This window comes from Rhodococcus sp. Z6_132, from assembly GCF_058133635.1.
Map to the genome: position 1 here is coordinate 426,494 of NZ_JBYUNP010000002.1, position 25,074 is coordinate 451,567.

Annotated in this window: 23 protein-coding genes and 3 tRNA genes; 14 read left to right on the forward strand and 12 right to left on the reverse strand. The window is 71.5% G+C overall.

Translation table 11 applies throughout. The features are described 5' to 3' along the window. Positions 1-10: 10 nt before the first annotated feature. Both dnaG and AC3YO9_RS08685 read left to right on the forward strand, forming a co-directional pair. Positions 11-1,900: a DNA primase gene (gene dnaG, locus AC3YO9_RS08680; protein WP_489982876.1), complete on the forward strand. Its 1,890-nt coding sequence runs from the start codon at positions 11-13 to the stop codon at positions 1,898-1,900. Next, complete coding sequence (locus AC3YO9_RS08685) at positions 1,897-2,409, forward strand: hypothetical protein (protein WP_489982877.1); 513 nt, start codon at positions 1,897-1,899, stop codon at positions 2,407-2,409. Before dnaG ends, AC3YO9_RS08685 begins: the two co-directional genes overlap by 4 nt. On the opposite strand, the gene AC3YO9_RS08690 is transcribed toward AC3YO9_RS08685, so the two are convergent. After that, positions 2,406-2,687: a hypothetical protein gene (locus AC3YO9_RS08690; RefSeq protein ID WP_489982878.1), complete on the reverse strand. Its 282-nt coding sequence runs from the start codon at positions 2,685-2,687 to the stop codon at positions 2,406-2,408. The two genes, AC3YO9_RS08685 and AC3YO9_RS08690, sit on opposite strands and share 4 nt — an antisense overlap. Positions 2,688-2,854: 167 nt before the next feature. On the opposite strand from AC3YO9_RS08690, the gene AC3YO9_RS08695 reads away from it, so the two are divergent. From AC3YO9_RS08695 to bphC, 4 genes are all read left to right on the forward strand, one after another. Continuing rightward, a tRNA-Asn gene (locus AC3YO9_RS08695) sits at positions 2,855-2,930 on the forward strand. Positions 2,931-2,993: 63 nt separating this feature from the next. Continuing rightward, positions 2,994-3,067 (forward strand) — tRNA-Ile (locus tag AC3YO9_RS08700). Between the two features lie 274 nt (positions 3,068-3,341). Further along, entirely contained in the window at positions 3,342-4,523 is a 1,182-nt protein-coding gene (locus AC3YO9_RS08705) for an acyl-CoA dehydrogenase family protein (RefSeq protein WP_489982879.1), read from the forward strand. Between the two features lie 43 nt (positions 4,524-4,566). Beyond that, entirely contained in the window at positions 4,567-5,472 is a 906-nt protein-coding gene (gene bphC / locus AC3YO9_RS08710; RefSeq protein ID WP_127783432.1) for a biphenyl-2,3-diol 1,2-dioxygenase, read from the forward strand. 66 nt (positions 5,473-5,538) lie between these two features. On the opposite strand, the gene AC3YO9_RS08715 is transcribed toward bphC, so the two are convergent. The 3 genes from AC3YO9_RS08715 to AC3YO9_RS08725 all read right to left on the reverse strand — a co-directional run bounded on the left by AC3YO9_RS08715 (position 5,539) and on the right by AC3YO9_RS08725 (position 8,133). After that, a complete protein-coding gene (locus tag AC3YO9_RS08715) occupies positions 5,539-6,699 on the reverse strand; it encodes a lipase family protein (protein ID WP_164860638.1) in 1,161 nt (386 codons plus the stop codon). A 186-nt stretch (positions 6,700-6,885) separates the two neighbouring features. Next, positions 6,886-7,032 carry a hypothetical protein gene (locus AC3YO9_RS08720; protein WP_489982880.1) on the reverse strand — a complete coding sequence of 49 codons (147 nt, stop codon included), beginning with the start codon at positions 7,030-7,032 and terminating at the stop codon, positions 6,886-6,888. A gap of 12 nt (positions 7,033-7,044) precedes the next feature. After that, on the reverse strand, positions 7,045-8,133 hold the full coding sequence (locus AC3YO9_RS08725; protein ID WP_164860636.1) for a GH25 family lysozyme: 1,089 nt from the start codon (positions 8,131-8,133) through the stop codon (positions 7,045-7,047). Between the two features lie 428 nt (positions 8,134-8,561). Between AC3YO9_RS08725 and AC3YO9_RS08730 the strand changes: the two genes are divergently transcribed. Further along, on the forward strand, positions 8,562-9,077 hold the full coding sequence (locus tag AC3YO9_RS08730) for a DUF3145 domain-containing protein (protein ID WP_127783429.1): 516 nt from the start codon (positions 8,562-8,564) through the stop codon (positions 9,075-9,077). A gap of 122 nt (positions 9,078-9,199) precedes the next feature. Here AC3YO9_RS08730 and AC3YO9_RS08735 read toward each other — a convergent pair whose 3' ends face one another. From AC3YO9_RS08735 to AC3YO9_RS08760, 6 genes are all read right to left on the reverse strand, one after another. Further along, complete coding sequence (locus AC3YO9_RS08735; RefSeq protein ID WP_127783428.1) at positions 9,200-10,636, reverse strand: acyl-CoA carboxylase subunit beta; 1,437 nt, start codon at positions 10,634-10,636, stop codon at positions 9,200-9,202. Between the two features lie 82 nt (positions 10,637-10,718). Continuing rightward, positions 10,719-11,975, reverse strand: a complete 1,257-nt coding sequence (locus AC3YO9_RS08740; RefSeq protein WP_127783427.1) for a beta-ketoacyl-[acyl-carrier-protein] synthase family protein — start codon at positions 11,973-11,975, stop codon at positions 10,719-10,721. Next, positions 11,972-12,211, reverse strand: coding sequence for an acyl carrier protein (locus tag AC3YO9_RS08745; RefSeq protein ID WP_127783426.1), 240 nt, complete (start codon positions 12,209-12,211; stop codon positions 11,972-11,974). The genes AC3YO9_RS08740 and AC3YO9_RS08745 overlap by 4 nt, the downstream gene beginning before the upstream one ends. A 40-nt stretch (positions 12,212-12,251) precedes the next feature. Beyond that, the gene (locus tag AC3YO9_RS08750; RefSeq protein ID WP_127783425.1) at positions 12,252-13,241 is read right to left on the reverse strand and encodes a beta-ketoacyl-ACP synthase 3; all 990 of its coding nucleotides are present in this window, start codon (positions 13,239-13,241) and stop codon (positions 12,252-12,254) included. Next, complete coding sequence (locus AC3YO9_RS08755) at positions 13,238-14,155, reverse strand: ACP S-malonyltransferase (protein ID WP_489983448.1); 918 nt, start codon at positions 14,153-14,155, stop codon at positions 13,238-13,240. Before AC3YO9_RS08755 ends, AC3YO9_RS08750 begins: the two co-directional genes overlap by 4 nt. A 202-nt stretch (positions 14,156-14,357) precedes the next feature. Beyond that, positions 14,358-15,545: a PucR family transcriptional regulator gene (locus AC3YO9_RS08760; RefSeq protein ID WP_206517997.1), complete on the reverse strand. Its 1,188-nt coding sequence runs from the start codon at positions 15,543-15,545 to the stop codon at positions 14,358-14,360. 196 nt (positions 15,546-15,741) lie between these two features. Here AC3YO9_RS08760 and AC3YO9_RS08765 point away from each other — a divergent pair, with 196 nt between their 5' ends. Both AC3YO9_RS08765 and bluB read left to right on the forward strand, forming a co-directional pair. Beyond that, positions 15,742-17,352 (forward strand): ABC transporter substrate-binding protein, encoded by a 1,611-nt coding sequence (locus AC3YO9_RS08765; RefSeq protein WP_127783423.1) that lies wholly within the window; start codon positions 15,742-15,744, stop codon positions 17,350-17,352. 158 nt (positions 17,353-17,510) lie between these two features. After that, positions 17,511-18,185, forward strand: coding sequence for a 5,6-dimethylbenzimidazole synthase (gene bluB, locus AC3YO9_RS08770; RefSeq protein ID WP_489982881.1), 675 nt, complete (start codon positions 17,511-17,513; stop codon positions 18,183-18,185). Positions 18,186-18,218: 33 nt separating this feature from the next. On the opposite strand, the gene aceE is transcribed toward bluB, so the two are convergent. Further along, on the reverse strand, positions 18,219-21,140 hold the full coding sequence (aceE, locus tag AC3YO9_RS08775) for a pyruvate dehydrogenase (acetyl-transferring), homodimeric type (protein WP_127783421.1): 2,922 nt from the start codon (positions 21,138-21,140) through the stop codon (positions 18,219-18,221). 177 nt (positions 21,141-21,317) lie between these two features. Here aceE and AC3YO9_RS08780 point away from each other — a divergent pair, with 177 nt between their 5' ends. From AC3YO9_RS08780 to AC3YO9_RS08800, 5 genes are all read left to right on the forward strand, one after another. Then, positions 21,318-21,890, forward strand: a complete 573-nt coding sequence (locus AC3YO9_RS08780; protein ID WP_489982882.1) for a hypothetical protein — start codon at positions 21,318-21,320, stop codon at positions 21,888-21,890. A gap of 156 nt (positions 21,891-22,046) precedes the next feature. Next, a complete protein-coding gene (locus AC3YO9_RS08785; RefSeq protein WP_127783419.1) occupies positions 22,047-22,466 on the forward strand; it encodes a DUF3052 domain-containing protein in 420 nt (139 codons plus the stop codon). Between the two features lie 140 nt (positions 22,467-22,606). Beyond that, positions 22,607-23,071: a peroxiredoxin gene (locus AC3YO9_RS08790; RefSeq protein WP_127783418.1), complete on the forward strand. Its 465-nt coding sequence runs from the start codon at positions 22,607-22,609 to the stop codon at positions 23,069-23,071. Between the two features lie 49 nt (positions 23,072-23,120). Beyond that, positions 23,121-23,195, forward strand: a tRNA-Val gene (locus AC3YO9_RS08795). 60 nt (positions 23,196-23,255) lie between these two features. Then, the gene (locus AC3YO9_RS08800; RefSeq protein ID WP_489982883.1) at positions 23,256-24,239 is read left to right on the forward strand and encodes a cobalamin biosynthesis protein; all 984 of its coding nucleotides are present in this window, start codon (positions 23,256-23,258) and stop codon (positions 24,237-24,239) included. Here the strand turns inward: AC3YO9_RS08800 and AC3YO9_RS08805 are convergent. Continuing rightward, positions 24,171-25,028: an SURF1 family cytochrome oxidase biogenesis protein gene (locus AC3YO9_RS08805; RefSeq protein ID WP_127783416.1), complete on the reverse strand. Its 858-nt coding sequence runs from the start codon at positions 25,026-25,028 to the stop codon at positions 24,171-24,173. The genes AC3YO9_RS08800 and AC3YO9_RS08805 overlap by 69 nt on opposite strands. Positions 25,029-25,074: the final 46 nt, after the last annotated feature.

Sequence of the window (25,074 nt, forward strand, 5' to 3'; positions counted from 1 at the left end):
ACTCCAGGGCGTGGCTGGCCGAATCCCCGAACGTGACATCGCGGAGATTCGTGAGCGCACCCGCATCGACGAGATCGTCGGCGACTACGTGGCGCTCAAGCCCGCGGGCAGCGGCTCGCTGAAGGGCCTGTGCCCCTTCCACGACGAGAAGAGCCCCTCGTTCAACGTCCGGCCCGAGCACGGCACCTACCACTGCTTCGGCTGCGGCGAGGGCGGTGACGCCATCAGCTTCATCCAGAACGTGGAGCACCTCAGCTTCGTGGAGACGGTGGAGCGCCTGGCCGACCGGGTGGGCTACAAGATCACCTACGAGGGCGGCGGCACCACCGTGCACCGCGACCGCGGCACCCGGGCCCGGCTGGTGGCGGCCAATGCCGCGGCGCAGGAGTTCTACGCCGCCCGGCTGCGCGAGCCCGACGCCGAGGCCGCCCGCGCCTACCTCGTGGAGCGCAACTTCGACGCCGCGGCGTGGCTGACCTTCGGCTGTGGCTACGCACCCGGCGGCTGGGACACCCTCACCAAGCACCTGCTGAACAAGGGCTTCGAGGCCAAGGAGCTCATCGAGGCGGGCCTGGCCTTCGAGGGCAAGCGCGGCCCGATCGACCGCTTCCGGCGCCGGCTGCTGTGGCCGCTGCGCAACCTCGGCGGCGACGTCATCGGCTTCGGCGCCCGCAAGCTCTACGACGACGACACCCTCGAGGCGAAGTACGTCAACACCTCCGACACCATGCTCTACAAGAAGTCGCAGGTGCTCTTCGGGCTGGACCTGGCGAAGCGGGAGATCGCCAAGCGCCACCAGGTGGTCATCGTGGAGGGCTACACCGACGTGATGGCCATGCACCTGGCTGGGGTGACCACCGCGGTGGCCACCTGCGGCACCGCCTTCGGCGAGGAGCACATGGGGGTGCTGCGCCGGCTGCTGATGGACGACTCCTACTTCCGCGGCGAGGTGATCTACACCTTCGACGGTGACAAGGCCGGGCAGGCGGCGGCGCTCAAGGCCTTCGACAGCGACCAGAAGTTCGCCGCCCAGACGTTCATCGCGGTGGCCCCGGCCGGACAGGACCCGTGCGAGCTGCGGCAGGCCTCCGGCGACGCCGCGGTGCGTGACCTGGTGGCCCGGCGGACCCCGATGTTCGCCTTCGCCGTCAAGGCGCTGCTGGCCGAGCACGACCTGGAGACCGCCGAGGGCCGGGTGGAGGCGCTGCGCCGCACCGCGCCGGTGGTGGCCCGCATCAAGGACGTGGCGCTGCGCGACGAGTACGCCCGCCAGCTCGCCGGCTGGATCGGCTGGGACGAGACCGCCGACGTGCTGCGCCGGGTGCGGGAGAGCGCGGGGGAGCGGCCGGTGCGCCCGCGCCGCACGCGCGCCGTGGAGGTCGTGGCCGCACCGGAGGGGCCGGCCCGGCCCAACCCGGCCGACCCGCGGCTGTGGGTGCAGCGCGAGGCGCTCAAGGCCGCGCTGCAGCTGCCCGCCGTGGCCGGGCCGGTGTTCGACTCGCTGCCCCCGGAGACCTTCGACCACCCCGCCTACGTGGCCCTGCACGCCGCGATCGGCGCCGCCGGCGGCACCGCCGCCGGGCTGGGTGGCGCGGCCTGGATGGACGCCGTCGCCCACCAGGTGGCCGCGCCCACCGTGCGGTCGCTGCTCACCGAGCTGTCGGTGGAGCCGCTGCGGATCACCACCACCGACGAGCCCCGGTACGTGCAGAGCGTGCTGTCGCGGCTGCAGGAGGTCTGGGTGGGCAAGCAGGTGGCCGAGCTGAAGTCGCGGCTGCAGCGCATCTCACCGGCGGACGACCCGGACGAGTACCACAACCTCTTCGGCGACCTGGTCGCCCTCGAGCAGTACCGGCGCGGACTGCTGGAGCAGACCAACGGCGAGCAGGGCGTGGGGTGAGCCTGCTCGACCGGCTGCTGCACCGGGTCCCGGTTCCCGAGGGCTCGGTGGGCACGCTGGAGGCGCAGGAGGAGGTGCTGGTGGCGGCGCCCCTGCGCGAGGGGCACCTGGTGGCGACGCGGCTGGGGTTGTGGGTGCCGGGGGATGCCGGCCCGCGCCGGCTGGACTGGCACCTGGTGAGCAAGGCCACCTGGGACGGCGCCGCGCTGGAGCTGGTGGTCGCCGAGGTCACCGGGCAGGCGGGACGGGCCGTGCTGCTGGCCGACGCGGAGCGGCACAGCTACGCGCTGGAGCGGCCCGGCAAGCTGCCCCAGGTGGTGCAGGAGCGAGTGACGTCGAGCATCCGCTCCACCCACCACAAGGCGCTGCCCGGGGGCGGCGCGTGGTTCGTGCAGCGCGCGGTGCCCGGGCGCGACGGGGTGGTGCTGCAGGTGCGGGTCGACCGGGGCACCGATGCCGAGGTGGTGGCCGACATCGCCGCCTCGGTGGCGGAGCAGCTGCCGCGCTAGGGCTGGGTGGGGCCGGTGCCGGTGCGCGCGGCGCCGCGCTGCTTCTCCACGTACACCGTGCCGTCGGCGTCCAGCGGCTCCAGCTGCCTGGTCGACGGGGCGTCCAGCGCCACCAGCAGCTTGTCCCGCGCCACGTCGCGCGCGATGACGGCCAGCTTGCGCGCGGTGGGGCTGTTGGCGATCCGCTGGTAGTTGCGGTTGATCAGCTCGTAGCGCTCGCGCCCGGCCTTGGTGCCCATGACGTATCCGGTCGCGGCCACGATCACATACCCGATCATCGTCGGTGGTCCCTCTCGCTCGGTGCGTCTGCCCCGGTCCATCTTGCCGTACGGCGTCGTACAGGGCACCGCGGGCGGAGGTAACCTGGCCCGGTGCGAGGCCCCCTGGGGCGTGCGCTAAGGTTTCAACCCGTCGCCCCACGCAGCACCGGAGCGGCGCACTGCGGTCCCCTGTAGCTCAATTGGCAGAGCAGCCGACTGTTAATCGGCAGGTTACTGGTTCGAGTCCAGTCGGGGGAGCCACCACTCCAGAGCCAGTCCCCAGCTAGTGTGCTCAGGGCTGGCTCGTCCAGCCGTCCACTACCTGGGGCAGTAGCTCAGCTGGTTAGAGCAGCGGACTCATAATCCGCCAGCCGTCGGTTCAAGTCCGACCTGCCCCACGCACAGCCTGCCCCGCCGAGGGTGCGGGCCGTCCGCCGCGCCGCTCCCGCTGAACGGGACGAGCCGGCTACCTCACCTCCCACAGGGCCACGATGGCCGAGACGCACTGTCCAGTGCCGTCGTGAGCGGCCCCGCGGAGGAACTGATGCACGTCACCGACGACGTCGTCCGGGACCGCGCCCTGGCGCCGGGCGCCGCGCCAGCCTTCACGCCGCGCGCGAGCCGGCACCTTCCGGCAGCATCCGGCACGGACACCCCCAGAAGGACGACTGCATGAGCTACGAGGTTCTCGCCCGCATCAACGAGCACGCGGATGCCCTCTTCGTCGAGGGCGAGGAGGCTGAGCGCATCGGTCGCCTGGCCGACGACTCCGCGAAGAAGATGAAGGACGCCGGCTCCATCCGCATGCTCCAGCCCAAGGAGTTCGGCGGCCTGGAGGTGCACCCGCGGGAGTTCGCCGAGACGGTGATGCGCACTGCCTCCATCAACCCCTCCGCGGGCTGGGTGCACGGCATCGTCGGTGTGCACCCGTGGCAGCTGGCCTACGCCGACCCCAAGGTGCAGCAGGAGATCTGGGGCGAGGACGAGAACACCTGGATGGCCTCGCCGTACATGCCCGGCGGCACCTGCGTGCCGGTGGACGGCGGCTACCAGTTCTCCGGCCGCTGGCAGTTCTCCTCAGGCACCGACCACTGCGACTGGGCCTTTCTCGGTGCCTTCGCCTGCAACCCCGACGGCAGCATGGTCATGCCGCCGAAGATGCTGCACGTGATCATCCCGCGCACCGACTACCAGATCATCGACGACTCCTGGGACGTCGTGGGCCTGCGCGGCACCGGCTCCAAGGACGTCGTGGTCAAGGACGCCTTCGTGCCCGACTACCGGGTGATGGAGTGGGAAGAGGTCTGCGACGGCACCGCGGCACGCAAGTACGGACGCACCGAGACGCTGTACCTCATGCCCTGGTCCACCATGTTCCCGCTGGGCATCACCTCGGCCACGCTCGGCATCTGCGAGGGTCTGCTGCACCACGCCAACGAGTACCAGGCCGACCGCATCGGCGCCTCGGGCACGGCCATCAAGGACGACCCCTACACCCTGTACCACTTCGGCCAGGCCACCGCGGACCTCCGCGCTGCCCGGGACAGCCTGCTGGCCAACGTCGACCGCATCTGGGACAAGGTCGACGCCGGCAAGACCGTCAGCTTCGAGGAGCGCGCCGCTGGCCGCCAGACCCAGGTGCGCGCCGCCTGGACCGCGGTCAACGCCATCGACCAGATCTACCCGCGCTGTGGCGGCAACGCCCTGCGGATGGACAAGCCGCTGCAGCGGTTCTGGCGGGACGCCCACGCCGGACAGCACCACGCGATCCACGTTCCCAGCACGGTGTTCCACGCCGCCTCCCTGAGCCGGCTCGGCGCGGAGCCGCAGGGCGCGCTGCGCGCCATGATCTGATTTCTCTCTGACCAGCACCTTCCACCACAGACACGGAGACACGATGACCGACATCAAGGGCCTCGGCTACGTCAAGATCCAGACCGCCGACATGGAGCGCTGGCGCACCTTCGCCTTCAAGGTGCTGGGCTTCGCCGAGGGCAGCGGCCCCGACGAGAAGGCGATGTACCTGCGCATGGACGAGCGCGCCGCCCGCATCATCGTCGTCCCGGCTGAGTCCGACGGCGTCGTCAACGTGGGCTGGGAGGTGGGTGACCACGCCGCGCTGGTGCGGGTGCGCGAGCGCCTGGAGAAGGCGGGCGTCGAGGTGACCCAGCTGTCGCTCGCCGAGGCCGACGCCCGCCGCGTCGAGGAGGTCATCGCCTTCACCGACCCGGCCGGCGCCGCCATCGAGATCTTCCACGGCGCGGTGCTCGACCACAGCCCCGTCGTCACCCCCTACGGCGCCAAGTTCGTCACCGGCTCGCAGGGCCTGGGTCACGTGGTGCTGCCGGCGCAGGACTTCAACGGCACCTTCGACTTCTACACCGAGGTGCTCGGCTTCTACCCGCGTGGCGCCTTCCGCCTGCCCACCCCGCCGGAGTACGGCGCCATCCGGGTCCGCTTCCTGGGGGTCAACGAGCGCCACCACAGCCTGGCGCTCGCCCCCACCCAGAAGTCCGGCGACCCGGGCCTGATCCACATCATGGTGGAGGTGGACACCCTCGACGCCGTGGGCCAGGCCCTGGACCGCGTGGCCAAGGACGGGTTCTCGCTGTCCTCCACCCTGGGCCGCCACACCAACGACAAGATGGTGTCCTTCTACGTGCGGGCACCCGGTGGCTGGGACATCGAGTTCGGCACCGAGGGCATGACGGTCGACCAGAGCACCTACTCCGGCGAGGAGATCACCGCCGACAGCTACTGGGGCCACGACTGGTCCGGCAGCGAGCCGCTCGCGGCGATGTAGTCCGCACCTGCACGACGCAGGGGGCCGGCTCACCCATGGGTGAGCCGGCCCCCTGCGCGTGGTGGGTCAGCAGACGTTGACCGGTGGTGCCCCTCCGAACCGGGCGCCCAGGAAGCCCAAGGCGCTCGGGATGCCCAGGATCGCCAGGAGTCCGTGGTCGGGCCACGGAATCCGCTGGGACTCCACGACGGCCCCCTGCGCGCAGTACAGCCCGACGAGCCGGTCGGCGCCCTCGGTGGGCACCGGGATGTCGATGAACGCGTGGTAGATCAGCACCGGCGACTTCGGCGGGCTGCCACCGAGGGTGTTGTCCGCCAGTGCATTCTGGACGCCCGGGGTGCCCAGTGCGTTGGGCGTGACGGTGAGCTCGTCGATCCGCCGGTTCGCGCCGATCCAGTTGGTGCTGTCGCCGCACGCCGTGGCCAGCTGGTCCCGCACCTTCTGCCCCTCGGCGTTGAGCAGGTCCTCGATGCCGGCATCCGGGTACTCCCGGCCGAGGCCGATGGTGGAGCGCAGCAGCAGCCCCGACGCGCCGGACCCGTCGTTGCGGCGGGCGATGTCGTTGAGGTCGTAGGAGACGCCGCCCTCGGCGCTGCCCACGATGTTCAGGTCAGGCGCGTAGGCGCCGTGCAGCTGCGCGGCCCACGCGGTGGCCTGTCCGCCGCCGGAGTACCCCCACAGCCCGAACGGAGTGTCGGGCCCGACGATGCCCAGCGGGGTGAAGCCCCGCACCGCCCGGGCACCGTCGAGGACCACCTGCCCGGAGAGACGCCCCGCGCCGTAGGCGGCGTTGGGTCCCTCGTGGTCGGGGACCGTCACGGTGTAGCCCAGCAGCAGCAGCAGCGCGAGGTGGAACTCCTCGCCGAACCGTCGGGTGGGCAGCGTCTGGGACGGCGCGCAGTCGGGGCTGATGGAGTTGATGATGGCCTGGAAGGAGACCACCCGCCGCGGACCGTTGTCGGCCGGCAGCAGCACGGTGGTCGCTGCGGCGATAGGGTTCTGCTGGCTGTCGTTGGACCGGTAGACCAGCTGGTAGCCGGAGACCGGGTAGCTGTAGAGCTGGATGGTCACCGGTCGAGACCGGATCACCTCACCCGGCGCCAGCGCGGCCAGGTTGGCCGGCGCGGCGAAGAACGGGTCGGCGACGGGCGTCGGCACCATCGGCGCCGCCACCGCGGCCGGCGGGGCGACCACTGTGGTCGTGACCGCCGCCACCGCGATCGCCATGGCCGGAACCATCTTCCGAACACGGTGCCCCCAGGCCCGTTTTTGTCCACTGTGCATTGAGTCCCCCTTGCTGACAACAGTGACAGCAAAGTAGCGGACCCAGGCGCTGCGGCGAGGGAAAACGGGGAGAATAGCGGAAAGAACTACGCCCTGTCAATACAGAACTACAGAGGGTGTTTGCCCAGGTCAGTCGCGGTGGGGTGCGCCCGGGGTGTCCGCCTCCACCTCGCGAGTGGCCATCCCGCCGTGACCGCCCTTGTCCTCCGGTCCTGGCGTCAGCTCGGGGCTGTCGTCACTGCGCGGGTCCGGGTCACGGTCGGGATGGCTGCTCATGGGGAGAGCCTCTCAGAAGGACAGCACCGGCGCGAAGCCGATGTTGTTGAAGAAGTCGGGGTCGGCGGGGGAGGGCAGGCTGATGGCGATGAGCGCACCGAGCCCGCCGTTGGCGGTGATGGTGAGCGGGAACGTCTTGTTCTTGCCCGCGGCCAGTGCCGGAACGGTCAGGTCGGTGTTCGGGCCCGCCGCGGTGCCGCCACCGGTGCTGGTGGTGGTGAACGCGCCCAGCGGGATCACGCTGACGGTCGCGGCCGGCGAGCTGGCGGGCCCGTGGTTGGTCGCGGTGACGGTGGCGGTGAAGCTCTGCCCCGGGGCCACGTTCAGCGGAGCCTGGAGGGTCACCTGCAGGTCGGCGGTCTTGGGGGGGACCGGGGCCGCCCCGCCGCCGCTGCTGCCGGCGAGCCGGGCCAGGGCGTTGGCGTCGCCGGAGAAGCGGTTCATGTCGACGTTGGCGTTGATGCCGGCGATCCGGCCGGTGTCGCTGTACTGCCAGATCTTCCACGAGGTCCAGCCGCCGAAGAGGGTGGGCGCGGAGATCGAGGTGTTGTAGTGCGCAGCCCACAACGGGTAGCGGGCGAACTGGGTGGTGTTGTTCAGGTACTCCGACCAGTACCAGCGTGCGGCGTAGACCAGGGGCACCCGGCCGGTGCGGCGCTCGACGGTGTCCAGCCAGCGCTGCGCCCAGTTGACCAGGTCGGTCGCGCCGAGCTGGGAGCCGGTGTCCTCGTAGTCCAGCGCGGGCGGCAGGTGCCCCACCTTGGCGTAGTCGCCGATCGTGTCCAGGTAGCAGTTGGCCTGCTGCTCCGCAGAGGCGTAGCGGTCCCCGGCCTGCACGGTGGGGCGCGCGTAGTGGTAGGTGCCCAGGTACATCCCGGCGTTCTTCACGCCGACCGCATCGTTGCGGAAGTAGGGGTTGACGTAGCCGCAGTTTCCCTCGGTGGCCTTCACGATGGCAAAGGACTGCCCGCCCTGGTTCTTGACCGCGGACCAGTTGATGCTCTGCCCGTTGGGGTGCTGGTAGGACGCCGCGTCGACCCCGGATATCTGTGCTGCGGCGGTTCCGGTCAGCCCCAGCAGAAAGGCTGAGGCGAGGGTCATTGTGGCCGCGGTGCGGAAGCGGAATCGGCGGGGGGACTTAGGGAGAGCCTTCATGGCACCCTCTCTCGGTACGGCGTGCGTGGTCAGCGGCGGTGCATTCTCAGCGTTTCGTGCGTGCCACCCGGAGAAAACGCTCGGGTGCACCGTTCACCGACGAGCGGGCGCCCTTTCGAGCGGGCTCCGCGCTCGGCGACATGGGCGGGTTGTGCACCGTCGCCCAACACGCCGACGCACAGTGATGTCTAACATACGGACAGTGATGTTAGAAGGGGCGATTCCAATTCTTTTCCTGAGAGAACTGTCACTGGCGTAACAGGGGCACCGCAGGGCACACTGAGTGCGCTGCGGCACACGCGCACGTGTCAGCTTCGGGACCGAGGTCGTTGGGGAAGACGTACCTCGTCTGAGCCGGAGGTGGACTTGTGGGCATGTCAGAGCAGTGCGCAGAGGGAACGATGGGCGTGGTCTACGTCCACTCGTCCCCCGCTGCGGTGTGCCCACACGTCGAGTGGGCGTTGTCGGCCGCGCTGAACACGCGCGCCGGCTTGCGGTGGACCGAGCAGCCCGCGCTGTCCGGGCAGCTGAAGGCGACCTGTTCGTGGGTCGGCCCAGTGGGCACGGGGGCGCGGCTGGCCAGTGCGCTGCGTGCGTGGCCGATGCTGCGCTTCGAGGTCACCGAGGACCCGAGCCTCGGCGTGGACGGCGAGCGGTTCAGCCACGTGCCCGGTCTGGGCCTGTGGCACGGCAGCACCAGCGCCAACGGCGACGTGGTGCTCGGCGAGCAGCGCCTGCGGGCCATGATGGCCGCCGCGGGCGCCGACTCCGAGCGGCTTGCCGCCGAGCTGGACAGCGCGCTGGGCGCGGCCTGGGACGAGGCGCTGGAGCCCTACCGCTGCAGCGGCGAGGGCCTCGAGGTCACCTGGCTGCGCCGCAGCGTCGGCTGACGCCGGCCTCGGGGGTGGAGGCTCACCCGGCGTTGCGGGCCCTTGTCGCCCCTGGAGAGACGCCTGTGGGGCGCTCAGGAACCTGAACGCCCCACGAGGTGGTGGTTGCCTGCCCCCGGCGGCTACAGCGGAATGTTGCCGTGTGCGCCGCGGCCGGCCGGGGCCGACGCCAGGGTCTCGGCGATGCGCCGCCGGGTGTCGGCGGGGTCGATGACGTCGTCCACCACCCCGATGGCGATGGCACGGTTCACCCCGCCGGCGATCTCCTCGTGCTCGGTGGCGAGCCGCTGGTGCAGGGCCTCGCGGTCCTCCTCCGACGCGGCGGCCAGCGCCTTGCGGTGCAGGATGCCCACCGCGGCCTTGGCCCCCATCACGGCGACCTCGGCGTTGGGCCAGGCGTAGACGGCGGTGGCGCCCAGGGACTTGGCGTTCATGGCGATGTAGGCGCCGCCATAGGCCTTGCGGGTCACCAGGGTCACCCGCGGCACGATCGCCTCGGCGAAGGCGTGCAGCAGCTTGGCGCCGCGGCGCACCACCCCGTCCCACTCCTGGCCGACGCCGGGCAGGTAGCCGGGCACGTCCACGATGACCACCAGGGGCACCCCGAAGGCGTCGCACATCCGCACGAACCGGGACGCCTTCTCGGCGCTCTCGGAGTTCAGGCAGCCGCCTAGGCGCAGCGGGTTGTTGGCCACCACACCCACGGTGCGTCCAGCCAGCCGGCCCAGCCCGATCACCACGTTGGGCGCCCACTTGGGCTGCATCTCCTCGAAGGAGGAGATGCCCTCGGCGGTGTCGTCCAGCAGCTCCCACAGCAGCGGGTGGACGTCGTAGGCCCGCTGGCGGGCGACAGGGAGCACCACGCCGAGGTCGGTCTGCACCGCGGCCTTGGCCATGTCGAAGATGCCCGGCCGCGCGAACAGCCCCACGAAGCGGCGTGCCCGCTGCAGGGCGTCCGGCTCGTCCTCGGCCAGCACGTGCACCACGCCCGACTTCTTGCCGTGCGCCTCCGGGCCCCCGAGCGCGGCCATGTCCACCTGCTCGCCGGTGACGCTGCGCACCACGTCCGGTCCGGTGACGAACACCCGCCCCTCCGGCGCCATGATCACCACGTCGGTCAGCGCCGGCCCGTAGGCGGCACCGCCGGCAGCAGGGCCGAGCACCACCGAGATCTGGGGCACCTTCCCCGAGGCGCGCACCATGGCCGCGAACACCAGGCCCACGGCGTCCAGCGCCTCCACGCCCTCGGCCAGCCGGGCACCACCGGAGTGCCACAGCCCGATCACCGGGCAGCGCTCCTTGGTGGCCTTGTCGATGGCCTCGACGATGTGCAGGCAGCCCGCCGAACCCATCGCACCACCCATCTTGGTGGCGTCGGTGCAGAAGGCCACCGCCTTGGCGCCGTCCACGAGCCCGCGGGCGGCCAGCACCCCGGAGGTGTCGCGCGGGCGGAGCAGCACGACGGTGCCGGGGTCGAAAAAGTTCTCGAGGCGGACCAGCGGGTCGCGCGGGTCGAGCTCCTCGAGGGGTGCTGCCTCGGTGTGGGCAAGTGCGGTCATGGGTGCTCCTGGGCAGACAGCGGGAGCCAGGCCCAGGTCGGGTCGGACTCTCAGTTCGGGAGAGAGAGGTTCACAGAGCTGGTCAGACGCGGGTGAAGGCGAGCGCGACGTTGTGCCCGCCGAACCCGAAGGAGTTGTTGATCGCCGCGTCGATGGTCACCTTGCGCGGCGACCCCGTGACCACGTCGAGATCGATGGCCGGGTCCTGGTTGTGCAGGTTGGCAGTCGGCGGGATGACCCCCTCGCGGATCGAGAGCACCGTGACGATGGACTCCACCGCACCGGCCGCGCCGAGCAGGTGGCCCAGCGACGACTTGGGGGCGGTGACCGCGGCGTGCTCGCCGATGGCACCGCGGATAGATGCCGCCTCGGCGGCGTCACCGATCGGGGTGGACGTGGCGTGCGCGTTGACGTGGCCCACGTCGGCGGCGGAGATGCCGGCGGTGGCGAGCGCCTTGCGCATGGCGCGGGACTGGCCCTCGCCGTCCGGCGGGGAGGCGGTGATGTGGAAGGCGTCGGAGGTGGTGCCGACGCCAGCCAGCCGCCCGAGGATGGTCGCGCCGCGGGCAGCGGCGAACTCGGCCCGCTCCAGCACCACGATGCCGGCGCCCTCGCCGAGGACGAAGCCGTCGCGGTCGACGTCGAAGGGCCGCGAGGCCCCGGTCGGATCGTCGTTGCGGGTGCTCATCGCGCGCATCTGGGAGAAGCCGGCGAACGGGATGGCGGCGATGCACGACTCGGTGCCGCCGGCGATGACCACGTCGGCCTCGCCGGTCATGATCATCCGCCAGCCCCAGGCCAGCGCCTCGGCGCCGGAGGCGCAGGCGGAGACCGGGGCGTGCACGCCGGCGCGGGCGCCGCGCTCCAGGCCGACCGCTGCGGCCGCACCGTTGGGCATGAGCATCGGAATGGTGAGGGGGGAGACCTTGCGGAGGCCGTGGCCCTCCAGCAGGTCGTCCTGGTCGAGCAGGGTGTTGGCGCCGCCGATACCGGTGCCGACGACCACGGCGAGACGCTCGGGGTCGACCTCGGGGGCACCGGCGTGAGCCCAGGCCTCGCGGGAGGCGACCACGGCGAGCTGCTGGCAGCGGTCCAGGCGGCGAGCCTCGACCCGGGTGAGGATCTCGGTGGGCTGCACCGCGAGCTGGGCGGCGATGGTGACGGGCAGGTCGAACTTGGTGACCCACTCCTGGTGCATCGGCGCGATGCCGCTGCGGGCCTCGAGCAGGCCGGACCAGGTGGAGGCGACGTCCCCGCCCAGGGGTGTGGTGGCACCGAGCCCGGTGACGACGACCCCCTGGGGGGCGCCGTCACCGGGAGTGCTGGAGAAAGACGTCACTTGTTCTTCGCGATGTAGTTCACGGCGTCGCCGACCGTCTTCAGGTTGGCGAGCTCGTCGTCCGGGATCTTGACGCCGTACTTGTCCTCGGTCTGGACCGCGATCTCGACCATCGACAGGGAGTCGATGTCCAGGTCGTCCACGAAGGACTTGTCCACGGTCACCTCGGACGCCTCGATGCCGACGACCTCCTCGATGATCTCGGCCAAGCCGGAGGTGATCTCTTCGTTGCTCACAGGTGGTGATTCCCTTCTGGTGTTGGGTAGAACCGCAAGATCATGGCAGCAGCACAACTTGGGCTGCGAAGCACAGTCCGGCGCCGAAGCCGACGAGCAGGGCCACGTCGCCGCTGCGCACCGTCCCCTCCGTGCGGAGGTGGTCCAGTGCCATGGGTATAGATGCAGCCGAGGTGTTGCCCGAGCTGATGATGTCGCGCGCGAGGACCATCTCGTCCCGCGCGCCCTCCTTGCGCAGGGCCTTGGCGATGGCCTCGAGGATGCGCAGGTTGGCTTGGTGGGGGATCAGCACGTCGATGTCGCCCGGCTTGATCCCGGCGCGCTCGATGGCGGCCAGCGCCACCGGCGCAATCTTGGTGGTGGCCCAGCGGAAGACCGTCTGGCCCTCCTGCTGCAGGAACGCGGTGCGGTCGGGGATGCTGATCACGTCGGCCATGTCGCCCGAGCTGCCCCACACCACCGGACCGATGCCGGCGGGGTGCTCGGCGTCGGCTGCGCCGATCACGGCGGCACCGGCTCCGTCGGCGAAGATGATGGCGGTGGAGCGGTCCTGCGGGTCGACCCAGTCGGTGAACTTCTCCGCGCCCACCACCACGACGGTGCGGGCGCTGCCGGAGCGGACCAGGTCGGCGGCGACGGCCAGGCCGTAGGTGAACCCGGCGCAGGCGGCGTTCACGTCGAACGCGCCGATGCCGTTGACGCCCAGGCCGGTGGCCACGCGGGCGGCGGCGTTGGGCACCGAGGTGGGCATGGTGCAGGTGGCCACGATGACCGTGTCGACGTCGGCCGGCACCAGGCCCGCATCAGCGATTGCCGCCGCGGCGGCGGAGGTGGCCATGTCGACCAGCAGCTCGGCGGGGTCGGCCAGGTGCCTGCTGACCACGCCGACGCGGGAGCGGACCCACTCGTCGGTGGTGTCGATGGTCAGGGCCAGCTCGTCGTTGGTGACCACGCGGGCCGGCTGGTAGCTGCCGACGCCCAGCAGGCGGGCTCCGACGACAGGTGCCGCCAGCTGGAGCGCGGGGCTCACTGGGTCACCGCGAGGGCGGTGAGCGCAGCGAGGTCGTCCGGGGTCTTCAGGGCCAGGGTCGGGGTGCCGCGCAGCTCCCGCTTGGCCATGCCCACCAGCGCCCCGGACGGGGGAAGCTCCACCAGGGCGGTGGCGCCGAGCTCGGCCATGGTGACCATGCACGCGTCCCAGCGCACCGGGTTGGTCACCTGGGTGACCAGTCGTCGCAGCACGTCCTGGCCACTGTGGACCACCTGACCGTCGGCGTTGGACAGCAGGGGGCGGACCGGGTCGTGCGGGGTGATGGCGGCGACGCGCTCGGCGACGGCGTCCTGCGCGGAGGCCATGTAGGGCGTGTGGAAGGCGCCGGCGACGCTGAGCCGGCGGATCCGGGCCTTGGCCGGCGGGTCGGCCTCGAGGGCGTCCAGGGCGGTGAGCAGTCCAGCGGCCACCACCTGGCCCTTGGCGTTCTGGTTGGCCGGGACCAGGCCCAGCTCGTCCAGGCGGGCGGTGACCTCCGCGGCGTCGCCGCCGAGCACGGCCGCCATGCCGGTGGCCTCGGCGGCGCAGGCGGCCCCCATGGCCGCACCGCGCACGGCGGCCAGCGCGACCGCGTCGTCGGGGGAGAAGACCCCGGCGATGGCGGCGGCGGCCAGCTCACCCACGGAGTGTCCGGCGGTCAGCACCTCGCTGGGCAGCTCGCCACGACGCTCGAGCTCCTCGTAGGCCAGCAGCGCAAGGGCCACGACCAGCGGCTGGGTGACCGCGGTGTCGGTGATCTCCTCGGCGGTCGCGGTGGTGCCCAGCCGGGCGAGGTCGAGGTCAGCGGCAGCCGACCACGCCGCCACTCGCTCTGGTGCGCCGGGCAGCGCCAGCCACGGTTCGAGCATGCCGGGAGCTTGCGAGCCCTGGCCGGGTGCGAGTAAGGCGATCACGGACATCAGGAAACACGGTCCGGGTGCAGCAGGTCCCCGTTCTGGGGCACCAAGTCTGCGGCTCGGTGTTGTGGGATTCCTACAACGGTCCCGGGGCGGTCGGTGTGCCGCGCGATCCGGGCGGGCAACCGCAGTGGGCGTCCTCGGCGGGCGGGCGAGTCGCTGACGTGCGCGGACGTCATGGCTGGGTGCGGATGAATCGCTAGGCAGAGGGGCGAGACTCGGTGAGTCGGCCGACGGCCAGGGCAACGCGCAGGACGTACGCGTCGCGCGGAACGCTCGGTTCGCGGTGCGTGATCTCTGCCACTTTTCGCAGTCGGTAGCGCACCGTGTTGGCGTGGACGAACAACGACCGCGCGCAGCTCTCGATGGCGCCGCCCCCCTCCAGGTAGGCCTGCAGGGTGCTGGCCAGCGACCCGCCGGCCTCGTCCAGGGGGTGCACCACGCCCTGCAGCAGGGCGCGCTCTGCGTAGGGGTCCCCGGCGAGCACGCGCTCGGGCAGGAGGTCGGCGGCGAGCACCGGGCGCGGCGCGGCGGGCCAGGCGGGGACGGCGCGCAACCCCGCCATCGCCTCCAGTGCGCTGCGGTGCGCCGCCCCCACCGAGCTCGACGTCGGGCCCACCACCACCGGCCCTGCGGCGAAGCAGGCCGCGAGGTCGTCGAGCAGGGCGGGCTGCAGCCGGCCGCTCACGATCACCACCAGCCGCGAGCCCTGCACCCCGACCAGGGCGTTGCGTCCGTGCTCGGCGGCCGCGGCGTGCACCGCACCCACCAGTGCCAGGCCCTCGTCGTCGGGCGGGTTGCCCACCAGCACGGTGGCCAGCGAGCCGAGGTCCCAGCCCAGCGCCGACGCGCGGGACAACAAGGACTCGTCGGCGTCGCCACGCACCACCCCGTCCACCACCAGGGCTTCCAGGCGCGCGTCCCAGGCCCCCCGGGACTCCGCCGCCGAGGCGTAGACGGTGGCCGCGGAGAAGGCGATCTCCCGGCTGTAGCGCAGCACCGCCTCGGTGAGGGCCACCCGCTGCTCGTCGTCGTAGGCCAGCGCGGGCAGGTAGCGCTCGAAGACCCCGGTGGCGGTGCGCACCATGTCCACGGTCTGCCGCAGGCTGACCTGCTTCATCAGCTCGGGGGGGACCGCGCCGAAGGCCTGGGTGGTCAGCTGTACCGCGGAGTCGGGGTCACGCAGCCAGCGGACGAAGTTGGTGACGCCGGTCTGCACCACCAGGGCCACGCTGGCGCGGACGTCCGCGCCGAGCTCCTCGAAGAAGGGCAGCGTCTCGTGCATCGCCGCGATCGCCTGCACCGAGTACTCGCCGGAGGACAGCTCGAGCTTGCGGATCAGCCGGCTGGGCAGGGGCGCGGAGGGGCGGGACGCGGAGGGGGACACCCTCGGCAAGGTAGCGCCTGCCGACGCGCAACGGCGCGCAGGGGAGGGCGGCACAGCCCCAGGCGCATTCCGGTGAGTGGGAGGCGAACCGCCGAGGTGTGGTCCGCATCACCAGGATTGCGGCGATCTCCGGTGCGTGATGCACGTCTCAGCAGGCGTCGCGCACCGGTCCTGCACGTCTGGAGGAGGAACATCGATGACCCGTCTGACGAGGACGCGCTGGAGCCGGATGGCTGCAGCCACCGTGGTGGGCAGCCTGCTGCTCGCCGGGTGCGCCGGCGGCACCGAGAGCAGCGGTGACAAGACCGCCCAGGACGGCCCTGCCGTGCGGGTCGGGCTCGTCGGTGAGCAGGGCGACGGCGGCGAGCCGGTCCGCGGCGGCACGCTCAGCTATGCCACCTACGCCCCGGTGTCCACCCTGGACCCGCTCGTCACCTACGCGACCGGATCCACCGGCGGCACCGAGCTGGCCGCGGTCTACGACCTGCTGGTGCGCTACGACGCCCAGACGGACAAGTACGAGCCGCAGCTGGCCAAGGCCGTGGACGTCAGCGAGGACCAGAAGACCTGGACGCTGACCCTGCGCGACGGCGTGACGTTCAGCGACGGCACGCCCCTGAACGGGCAGGCCGTGCTCTGGAGCATCCAGCGGTACCTGGACAAGCGGGGCCTGAACAGCCAGCTGTTCAAGACCGGGGTGTCCAAGATGGAGTCACCCACCCCCAGCACCGTGGTGTTCACCCTCACCGAGGCGTGGCCGGAGTTCTGGGCGATGCTGTCCTCCGGGCCGGGCGTCATCGTGGCGCCCAGCTCGATGCAGAGCGGGAAGTTCACCCCGATCGGGGCAGGTCCGTACACCGTCGAGCGGCTGTCTCCGCAGAACGAGCTCGTCCTCAAGGCCAACCCGGGCTACTGGGGTGGCGAGCCGAACATCAGCACGCTGCGCTTCGTGAACATCGCCGGTGAGCAGGCCAAGGTCGACGCCTTCAAGTCCGGTGGCGTGCAGATGATTTACCTGCGCAACCCGGAGGCCACCGAGCAGATCACGGCGATGAACGCGCCTGCCTTCGTGGACACCGGTGCGCTGGGCAACGTGGGCGTGATCAACCACCGTCCGGGTCGCCCGGGCGCCGACGTGCGCATTCGCCAGGCGATGGCCTACGCGGTCAACCCCGAGGCCATCGACCAGCGGGTGTACGCCGGCAAGGGCATGCCCGGCGCCGACCTCTTCCCCGAGTGGTCGCGCTGGCACACCGACGTCCGTGGGCTGGGCTACGACCCGGAGAAGGCCAAGCAGCTGCTCGAGGAGGCGAAGAAGGACGGGTACGACGGTCGCCTCACCTACGCCGGCTTCATGGAGCCCAAGGCCCAGGCGCAGGCGCTCGCCGTCCAGGCGATGCTGCAGGCCGTCGGGTTCACCGTGGAGATCAGCTACGCCAACAACGTCACCGAGCTGACCAAGCGGATCTACGTCGACAACGACTACGACATCAGCCGCGGGTCGTTCAGCCTGTGGGAGGCGGCTCCGCAGATCCGCCTCGCCAGCACCCTGGCCAGTGACTCCGACACCAACTCCATGGGCTACAAGAACGCGGCCATGGACGCCGCGCTGGTGAAGGTGAAGTCGGCGAGCACCGACGCGGACAAGCGCACCGCCATCGCGGAGATCCAGAAGCTGATGAACGAGACCGTGCCGTTCCTCACCTGGGGCACGCAGGCCGCGCTGATTCCGTGGCAGACCTCGGTGCACGGCCTCAAGCCGAGCCTGGACGGGATCATCCTGTTCGACAAGGCTTGGATGAAGTAAGGCCTGGATGAAGTAGGGCCTGGATGAAGTAGGGCTGGGCTGACGCCCTCCACTGCGCGCCCCGAGGACTTCCTCGGGGCGCGCAGTGCTGTCACTCCCGCTGACCGGCGCGCGCAGCGCCGTGACCGGGGTGTGGGCGCTGGGCTAGCGTGGCTCCGATGACGGCCGAACGTCGCGACAGCTCCGGGTCCACCCCCAGCGCCGAGCCCACCACCACCCTCTACGACGCCATCCGGATGCGCCGGGACGTCCGGGCTGAGTTCACCGGAGAAGCGGTGGCCGAGGACGTGCTGCACCGGGTGCTCACCGCCGCGCACGCCGCGCCCAGCGTCGGCATGACCCAGCCGTGGGACTTCGTCCTGGTGCGCCGGCCGCAGACCCTGCACCGTTTCGCCGAGCACGTGGCCGCCAAGCGCCGGGAGTTCGCCGCCACGCTGCCGCCCGAGCGGGCCACCACCTTCGACCCCATCAAGGTGGAGGGCATCCAGGAGAGCGGGTTGGGCGTGGTGGTCACCCACGACCAGAGCCGCGGCGGCCAGCACGTGCTGGGCCGGCACACCGTGGCCGACACCGGCCTGTTCTCCACCGTGCTGGCCGTGCAGAACCTGTGGCTGGCCGCCACGGCCGAGGGGCTCGGGGTGGGCTGGGTGAGCTTCTACGACGAGGAGGTGCTCGCCGAGCTGGTGGGGGTGGCCGAGCCGGTGCGACCCATCGGCTGGCTGTGCGTGGGCCACGTGGCCCGGCGCCAGGAGGTGCCCGACCTGGAGCGCTTCGGCTGGCGCAGCCGCCGCCCGCTCAGCGAGGCCGTGCACCAGGAGCGCTACGGCTCCTGATCGCACGGCCTCGGAGAGTGCGGAGCTACCCGCTCAGGCGACGCCGGTGTCGCCGGTGGAGGGGCCGGCCGCGCGGGGGTCGTCGATCTTGTACTGCGCGGCCGCCTCGACCGGTGCCTTCTCGGGCACGTCGCCGGACTCGGCCAGCGAGGACAGCACGGCCACCACGACCGACTCGGCGTCCACGTTGAACACCCGGCGGGCCGCCGGTCGGGTGTCGGAGAAGCCGAACCCGTCGGTGCCCAGGGTGATGTACTCGTTGGGCACCCACTGGCGGATCATGTCCGGCACCGCGCGCATCCAGTCCGACACCGCGACCACGGGTCCGGCCAGGTCGGTCAGCGCCTCGGTCACGTAGGGCACGCGCTTGTCCGCCTCGGGGTGGCGCAGCGCCTCACGCTCGCACTCCACGCCGTCGCGGTGCAGCTCGTTCCACGACGTCACCGACCACACGTCCGCCGCCACGTCCCAGTCGTCGGCCAGCAGCTGCTGGGCCTTCATCGCCCACGGCAGGGCCACGCCGGAGGCGAGGATCTGCGCGCGCGGACCCGTTCCCGCCGGTGCGGTGCTCACCCGGTGGATGCCGCGGAGGATGCCCTCCACGTCGACGTCCTCGGGCTCGGCCGGCTGCTGGTAGGGCTCGTTGTAGACGGTGAGGTAGTAGAAGACGTTCTCGCCGGCGCCGTCCGGGCCGCCGTCGCCGTACATCCGGCGCAGGCCCTCGCGCACGATGTGGCCGATCTCGTAGCCGTAGGCCGGGTCGTAGGCGACGACCGCGGGGTTGCTCGCCGCCAGCAGCAGCGAGTGGCCGTCGGCGTGCTGCAGGCCCTCACCGGTGAGGGTGGTGCGCCCGGCAGTGGCCCCCAGGGCGAAGCCGCGGGCCATCTGGTCGGCGGCGGCCCACAGCCCGTCGCCGGTGCGCTGGAAGCCGAACATCGAGTAGAAGATGTAGATCGGGATCATCGGCTCGCCGTGGGTGGCGTAGGAGGTGCCGACCGCGGTGAACGCGGCCGTCGAGCCCGCCTCGTTGATCCCCTCGTGCAGGATCTGGCCGACCTCGCTCTCCTTGTAGGCGAGCATCAGGTCGGCGTCCACCGAGGTGTACAGCTGGCCGTTGGGGTTGTAGATCTTCAGCGTGGGGAACATCGAGTCCATGCCGAAGGTGCGCGCCTCGTCGGGGATGATCGGGACGAACCGCTTGCCCCACCCCTTGTCCCGCATCAGCTCCTTGAGCAGCCGGACGAAGGCCATGGTGGTGGCCACCTCCTGCTTGCCCGAGCCGCGCTTGACCACGTCGTAGGTCTTGTCCTCGGGCAGCGGCGGGTTGTTCGCCGTCACCTTGCGAGTGGGCAGGTAGCCGCCCAGCACCCGGCGGCGCTCCCGCAGGTACTTGATCTCCGGGGCGTCGGCGCCGGGGTGGTAGTACGGCGGCAGGTACGGGTCGCGCTCGAGGTCCTCGTCGCTGATCGGGATGTGCTGGCTGTCGCGCAGGTGCTTGAGGTCGTCGAGGGTCAGCTTCTTCATCTGGTGCGTGGCGTTGCGGCCCTCGAAGTGCGTGCCCAGCCCGTAGCCCTTGATGGTCTTGGCCAGGATGACCGTGGGCTGGCCCTTGTGCGCCATCGCGGCGGCGTAGGCGGCGTGCACCTTGCGGTAGTCGTGCCCACCGCGCTTGAGGTTCCAGATCTCGGAGTCGGTCATCGGGTCGACCAGCTCCTTGGTGCGCGGGTCGCGCCCGAAGAAGTGCTCGCGGACGTAGCCGCCGTCGTTGGCCTTGTAGGTCTGGTAGTCACCGTCGGGGGTGCTGTTCATCAGGTTGACCAGCGCACCGTCGCGGTCGGCGTGCAGCAGGCTGTCCCACTCCCGGCCCCACACCACCTTGATGACGTTCCAGCCGGCGCCACGGAAGAAGCTCTCCAGCTCCTGGATGATCTTGCCGTTGCCGCGCACCGGCCCGTCCAGGCGCTGCAGGTTGCAGTTGACGACGAACGTGAGGTTGTCCAGCTGGTCGGTGGCCGCCACGTGCACCAGCCCGCGCGACTCCGGCTCGTCCATCTCGCCGTCACCGAGGAAGGCCCACACGTGCTGGTCGGAGGTGTCCTTGATGCTGCGGTGCTGCAGGTACTTGTTGAAGCGGGCCTGGTAGATGGCGTTCATCGGCCCGAGGCCCATGGACACCGTGGGGAACTCCCAGAAGTCCGGCAGCAGCCGGGGGTGCGGGTACGACGGCAGGCCGCCGCTCTCGCCGGCGTGGCTGTACTCCTGGCGGAAGCCGTCGAGCTGCTCGGCGGAGAGCCGGCCCTCGAGGAACGCGCGGGCGTAGATGCCGGGGGAGGCGTGGCCCTGGATGAAGACCTGGTCGCCGCCACCGGGGTGGTCGCGGCCGCGGAAGAAGTGGTTGAAGCCCACCTCGTACAGCGCTGCGGAGCTGGCGTAGGTGGAGATGTGTCCGCCGACGCCGACGCCCGGGCGCTGCGCCCGGTGCACCATCACCGCGGCGTTCCAGCGGATCCAGGCGCGGTAGCGGCGCTCCACCTCCTCGTCGCCGGGGAACCACGGCTCGTTCTCGGTGGGGATGGTGTTGACGTAGTCGGTGGAGGTCAGCGACGGCAGGGCCACCCGGGCGTCACCGGCGCGCTCGAGCAGCCGGAGCATCAGGTAGCGGGCGCGCTGCGGACCGGCCTCGCTGAGCATCGCGTCAAAGGACTCCAGCCACTCGGCCGTCTCCTCGGGGTCGATGTCGGGGAGGTAGGAACCGACACCTTCCCGGATGACACGAACCCGTGCCGGACCCTTCGCGGGCGTGTCGCTCCCGCCAAGCTCCGACGGGGCGCTCGATCGCTCGGCCACGGTGTGCTCCTCACTCTGGGTGGGCACGGGCCTTGGGGTGAGCCCGGTGCCGGACGCGTCCGTGGTGCGGACGGCGGGGGCAGCAGCGACGGAGTCGGTGTGTCCCATGCTCAATCGTGCCGCATGTAGTGGTCAAGGTGCGATGGGGATCCCTACCAGCGGGTAGCGTCCTCGCCGGAGCGGGGGTGCTGGCACGAGCATCGTTGCTCTCCTGGGGCATTCGGCGAACGAGCAGAGCGGGTGGGACTGATGGGCAGGACACGAGTGGGGTCAACGGCGGCTCTGGTGGGTGCGCTCCTCGTGGTCGGCGCCGGGGCGGCCTGCACCAGCCAGGTGGACGGCGAGGCGAAGCCCGACCCCGCGCTGGCCGTGGCTCGGGGCACCACCTCAGCCACCGCGACGACCACCACCACGGCGCGCCCCACCACGGCGCGCCCCACCACCACGCGCCCGACCAGCACCGCTGCATCCGCCACGGGTGTGCCGCCCACCGTCGTTGCCGTCGGGGACCGCCTCGTGGTGTGCGGGCGCATCCCGCAGCTCACCAACGCGGCCACCAAGGCCGTGAACGACTTCCTCACGGTGGCCAACGCCGGCAAGGGGGTCACCCCGGAGCTGGTCGCTGCCGAGACCGCCGCGCTCGCCAAGCTCGGGCCCCTGCCGCAACAGCTGCGCACCGTCCCCGGCGTGGAGCGGCTGCCGGCCACTGACCTGCTGACCACCGAGCTGCCGCTGATGGCCACCTCGCTGGACGCGGTGATCGCGGCGATCCCGCAGCGGATGTCGGCGCCGTTCAACGCCGCCAAGAACGACTACAACGCCCACCTCGACAAGATCAAGACCTCCTGCACCTCCTAGGTCGTGCCCCGGGTGCTGGTGTGGAGGGCGCTGTCTCAATATCCTGTCTCGGCTTGCGTCTGGGGGCCTGAGCCTGTTCGCTCACCTGACACGAGCAACACGACACGAGGTGCGGCGACCGCCGTTCCTGAGCACCAACTGAAGGAGGACCGCACCGTGGTCGCCGCGGGGGATTCCCGAAATGACGCCGAGAAGCTCGGAATTGTGCACGGGATGGTGGTGCAGGAGATTGGCTGGGACGAGGACACCGACGATTCCCTGCGGGCGATCGTGGAGCAGCAGTCCGGCAGCGAGCTGGTCGACGAGGACACCGACGAGGTCATCGACGTGGCGCTGCTGTGGTGGCGGGACGGTGACGGCGACCTGGTCGACGCGTTGGTGGACGCCATCGGACCGCTGGCCGACGACGGCGTGGTGTGGGTGCTGAGCCCCAAGACCGGCGTCAACGGGCACGTCGAGCCGAGCGAGATCGCTGAGGCCGCGCCCACCGCAGGGTTGACGCAGACGCTGACGATGAACCTGGGTGACTGGACCGCCAACCGTCTGGTGCAGCCTCGGACCAAGGCCAAGCGCTGATCCTGCCGGTCGGGTGACCACCGGGTGGAGTCTCAGCCGTGCGTGGAGTCTCCGGCCCGTCCCGCTAGGCTTTTGCGGGGCGCAGGGTGCGCCCGGACGCCGCTGCACCATGGCGGCTCCGCGGTACGGAGAGGACTTCCATGACGCTCGACGTCGGTACGACTGCACCTGATTTCACCCTCAAGGACCAGAACAACCAGGAAGTGACGCTGTCCTCCTACCGGGGTGACAAGAACGTCCTGCTCGTCTTCTACCCCCTGCCGTTCACGGGAACCTGCCAGGGCGAGCTCTGCCAGGTGCGCGACGACCTCCCCAAGTTCCAGAACGACGACACCGTCGTGCTCGCCGTCTCGGTCGGTTCCGCGCCCTCGCTGAAGGTCTGGGCCGCCGACCAGGGCTACACCTTCCCGCTGCTGGCCGACTTCTGGCCGCACGGCGAGGTTGCCCAGGCCTACGGCGTGTTCAACGACGCGACCGGCTTCGCCAACCGGGGCACGTTCGTCATCGACAAGCAGGGCGTCATCCGGTTCGCTGAGATGAACGGCCCCGGCGAGGCCCGCGACCAGTCCGCGTGGGACAAGGCGCTGGCAGCGCTGCCGGCGTGAGCGCTCAGAGTTGATCACTGCACGCCGCGGCTCCGGCCGGGGTGTGCACGGGCGTGTAGCTCAGCGGTAGAGCACCTGTCTTACACACAGGCGGTCGTAGGTTCGATCCCTATCGCGCCCACCACGTTGTTCCTCCGGGGCCGCCCCACGCGGGCGTGCCCGCCGGGTCGGTACCGTGTCGGCCGTGCCCGCTCTCGTCTCCACCACCGCGGGCAGCCGCCGCGCGGTCGGTCTGCTGCTCGGCCTGGCCCTCGACCGTGCTCTCGGCGACCCCCGTCGCTGGCACCCGGTGGCCGGCTTCGGCTCCACCGCCGCGGCCCTGGAGCGGCTGACCTACCGCGACTCCCGCCCCGCCGGCGCGCTGCACGTCGGCGTCCTGGTGGCCGGCGCCGCGGGCCTGGGCCTGCTGGCGCCCCGGCGCGGGATGGGGCACGTGCTGGCCACGGCCGCCGCCACCTGGGCGGTGCTGGGTGGCACCTCGCTGCTGCGGGAGGGCTCGGCCATGGCCACCGAGCTGACCGCCGACGACCTGGACGCCGCCCGCCGGCGGCTGCCCTCCCTGTGCGGGCGCGACCCGTCGGCGCTGGACGCCGCCGGCCTGGCCCGCGCCACGGTGGAGTCGGTGGCGGAGAACACCTCCGACGCCACGGTGGCTCCGCTGGTGTGGGGTGCGCTGGCTGGGGTGCCCGGCCTGCTGGTCTACCGCGCCGCCAACACCCTGGACGCCATGATCGGGCACCACTCGCCGCGCTACGAGCGCTTCGGGTGGGCCGCGGCGCGGCTGGACGACGGGCTCAACCTGGCTCCGGCTCGGCTGGCCGGGGTGCTCACCGTGGCGGCCGCGCCGCTGGTGGGCGGCTCACCGCGGCAGGCGGTGCGGGCGTGGCGTCGGGACGGCGCAGCGCACCCCAGCCCCAACGCGGGGGTGATGGAGGCCTCCGCCGCCGGCGCGCTGGGCGTGCAGCTGGGTGGGGCGACGCCCTACCCGTACGGGGTGCAGCACCGGCCGCTGCTGGGGCACGGCGCGGCACCGACGGTGGCGGACCTGCGGCGGGCGGTGCGGCTGTCCCGGCTGGTGCAGGGTGGGGCGGTGCTCTCCTCAGCGGCGCTTGCCGTAGCGGTCGGCCAGGGTGGAGACCGGCTCCGGGGCAGGCTGCGGCTGCGGTGAGAGCTCCGGCTCGGGGGTGGCAGCGGGGTCGATCCGCCGCTTGTTGTCCCGCCGCTCGCGGAGCTCGGCCCACACGAAGTAGCCCAGGCCCAGCGGCGCCATGATGCCGAACGCGATCCACTGCAGGCCGTAGGACAGGTAGGGTCCCGCGTCCAGCTGGGGCAGCGGCAGCGCCTCGAGGACCCCGGGCTGGTTGTCGCCCAGCTGCAGGTAGCCCGGGCGCACGGTCAGCCCGGTCACCTCGCCCACCTGGCCGGCGTTGACGCCGTAGATCTGCCGCACTCCGCCGTCGTCGAAGCTCGGTCGCGGCTGCGGGCGCTCGTCCAGGCGGATGCGCGCCTCCAGCCTCACGGTCTCGCTCGGCGGAGCGGTGATGGCCGGGGGCTGGGTGCCCTGGATCGGGCGGACGAAGCCGCGGTTGACCAGCACCACCTGGTTGGTCAACACGCCCTCGGTGACCCGGAACGGGGTGAGCACCTCGTAGGCGGGCTGGCCCAGCACCGAGCGCAGGCGGGCGAGCACCTGGTCGTCGGTCAGGTAGGCGCCGGTGACCGTGACGCGACGCCACTCGTCGGTGCTCTCCGGCGCCTCGGTGCCCGGCACCACCTCGGCCAGCTCCACCGGCTCGGCGGAGAAGGAGGCGTTGATCTGGTCGTTGCGCTGCTCGGTGCTGGAGTTCTTGTCCAGCTGCCACGGCGCCAGCACGGTGAAGCACATGTAGGCGAACCCGGCGACCACCACGGCCAGGGCCAGCCAGCCCGGTTTGAGCAGAGTTCGCAGTCGGCGCACGGTTCCACGGTAGGCCACGGTGGCCTGGGCGCCGCCTCCGCCAGGT

Excerpts from the sequence above, each read along its gene's own strand:
- AC3YO9_RS08690 (WP_489982878.1), bottom strand. The coding sequence starts at position 2,687 with ATGATCGGGTATGTGATCGTGGCCGCGACCGGATACGTCATGGGCACC.
- AC3YO9_RS08705 (WP_489982879.1), top strand. The coding sequence starts at position 3,342 with ATGAGCTACGAGGTTCTCGCCCGCATCAACGAGCACGCGGATGCCCTC.
- bphC (WP_127783432.1), top strand. The coding sequence starts at position 4,567 with ATGACCGACATCAAGGGCCTCGGCTACGTCAAGATCCAGACCGCCGAC.
- AC3YO9_RS08715 (WP_164860638.1), bottom strand. The coding sequence starts at position 6,699 with ATGGCGATCGCGGTGGCGGCGGTCACGACCACAGTGGTCGCCCCGCCG.
- AC3YO9_RS08720 (WP_489982880.1), bottom strand. The coding sequence starts at position 7,032 with ATGAGCAGCCATCCCGACCGTGACCCGGACCCGCGCAGTGACGACAGC.
- AC3YO9_RS08725 (WP_164860636.1), bottom strand. The coding sequence starts at position 8,133 with ATGACCCTCGCCTCAGCCTTTCTGCTGGGGCTGACCGGAACCGCCGCA.
- AC3YO9_RS08730 (WP_127783429.1), top strand. The coding sequence starts at position 8,562 with ATGTCAGAGCAGTGCGCAGAGGGAACGATGGGCGTGGTCTACGTCCAC.
- AC3YO9_RS08735 (WP_127783428.1), bottom strand. The coding sequence starts at position 10,636 with ATGACCGCACTTGCCCACACCGAGGCAGCACCCCTCGAGGAGCTCGAC.
- AC3YO9_RS08765 (WP_127783423.1), top strand. The coding sequence starts at position 15,742 with ATGACCCGTCTGACGAGGACGCGCTGGAGCCGGATGGCTGCAGCCACC.
- bluB (WP_489982881.1), top strand. The coding sequence starts at position 17,511 with ATGACGGCCGAACGTCGCGACAGCTCCGGGTCCACCCCCAGCGCCGAG.
- aceE (WP_127783421.1), bottom strand. The coding sequence starts at position 21,140 with ATGGGACACACCGACTCCGTCGCTGCTGCCCCCGCCGTCCGCACCACG.
- AC3YO9_RS08790 (WP_127783418.1), top strand. The coding sequence starts at position 22,607 with ATGACGCTCGACGTCGGTACGACTGCACCTGATTTCACCCTCAAGGAC.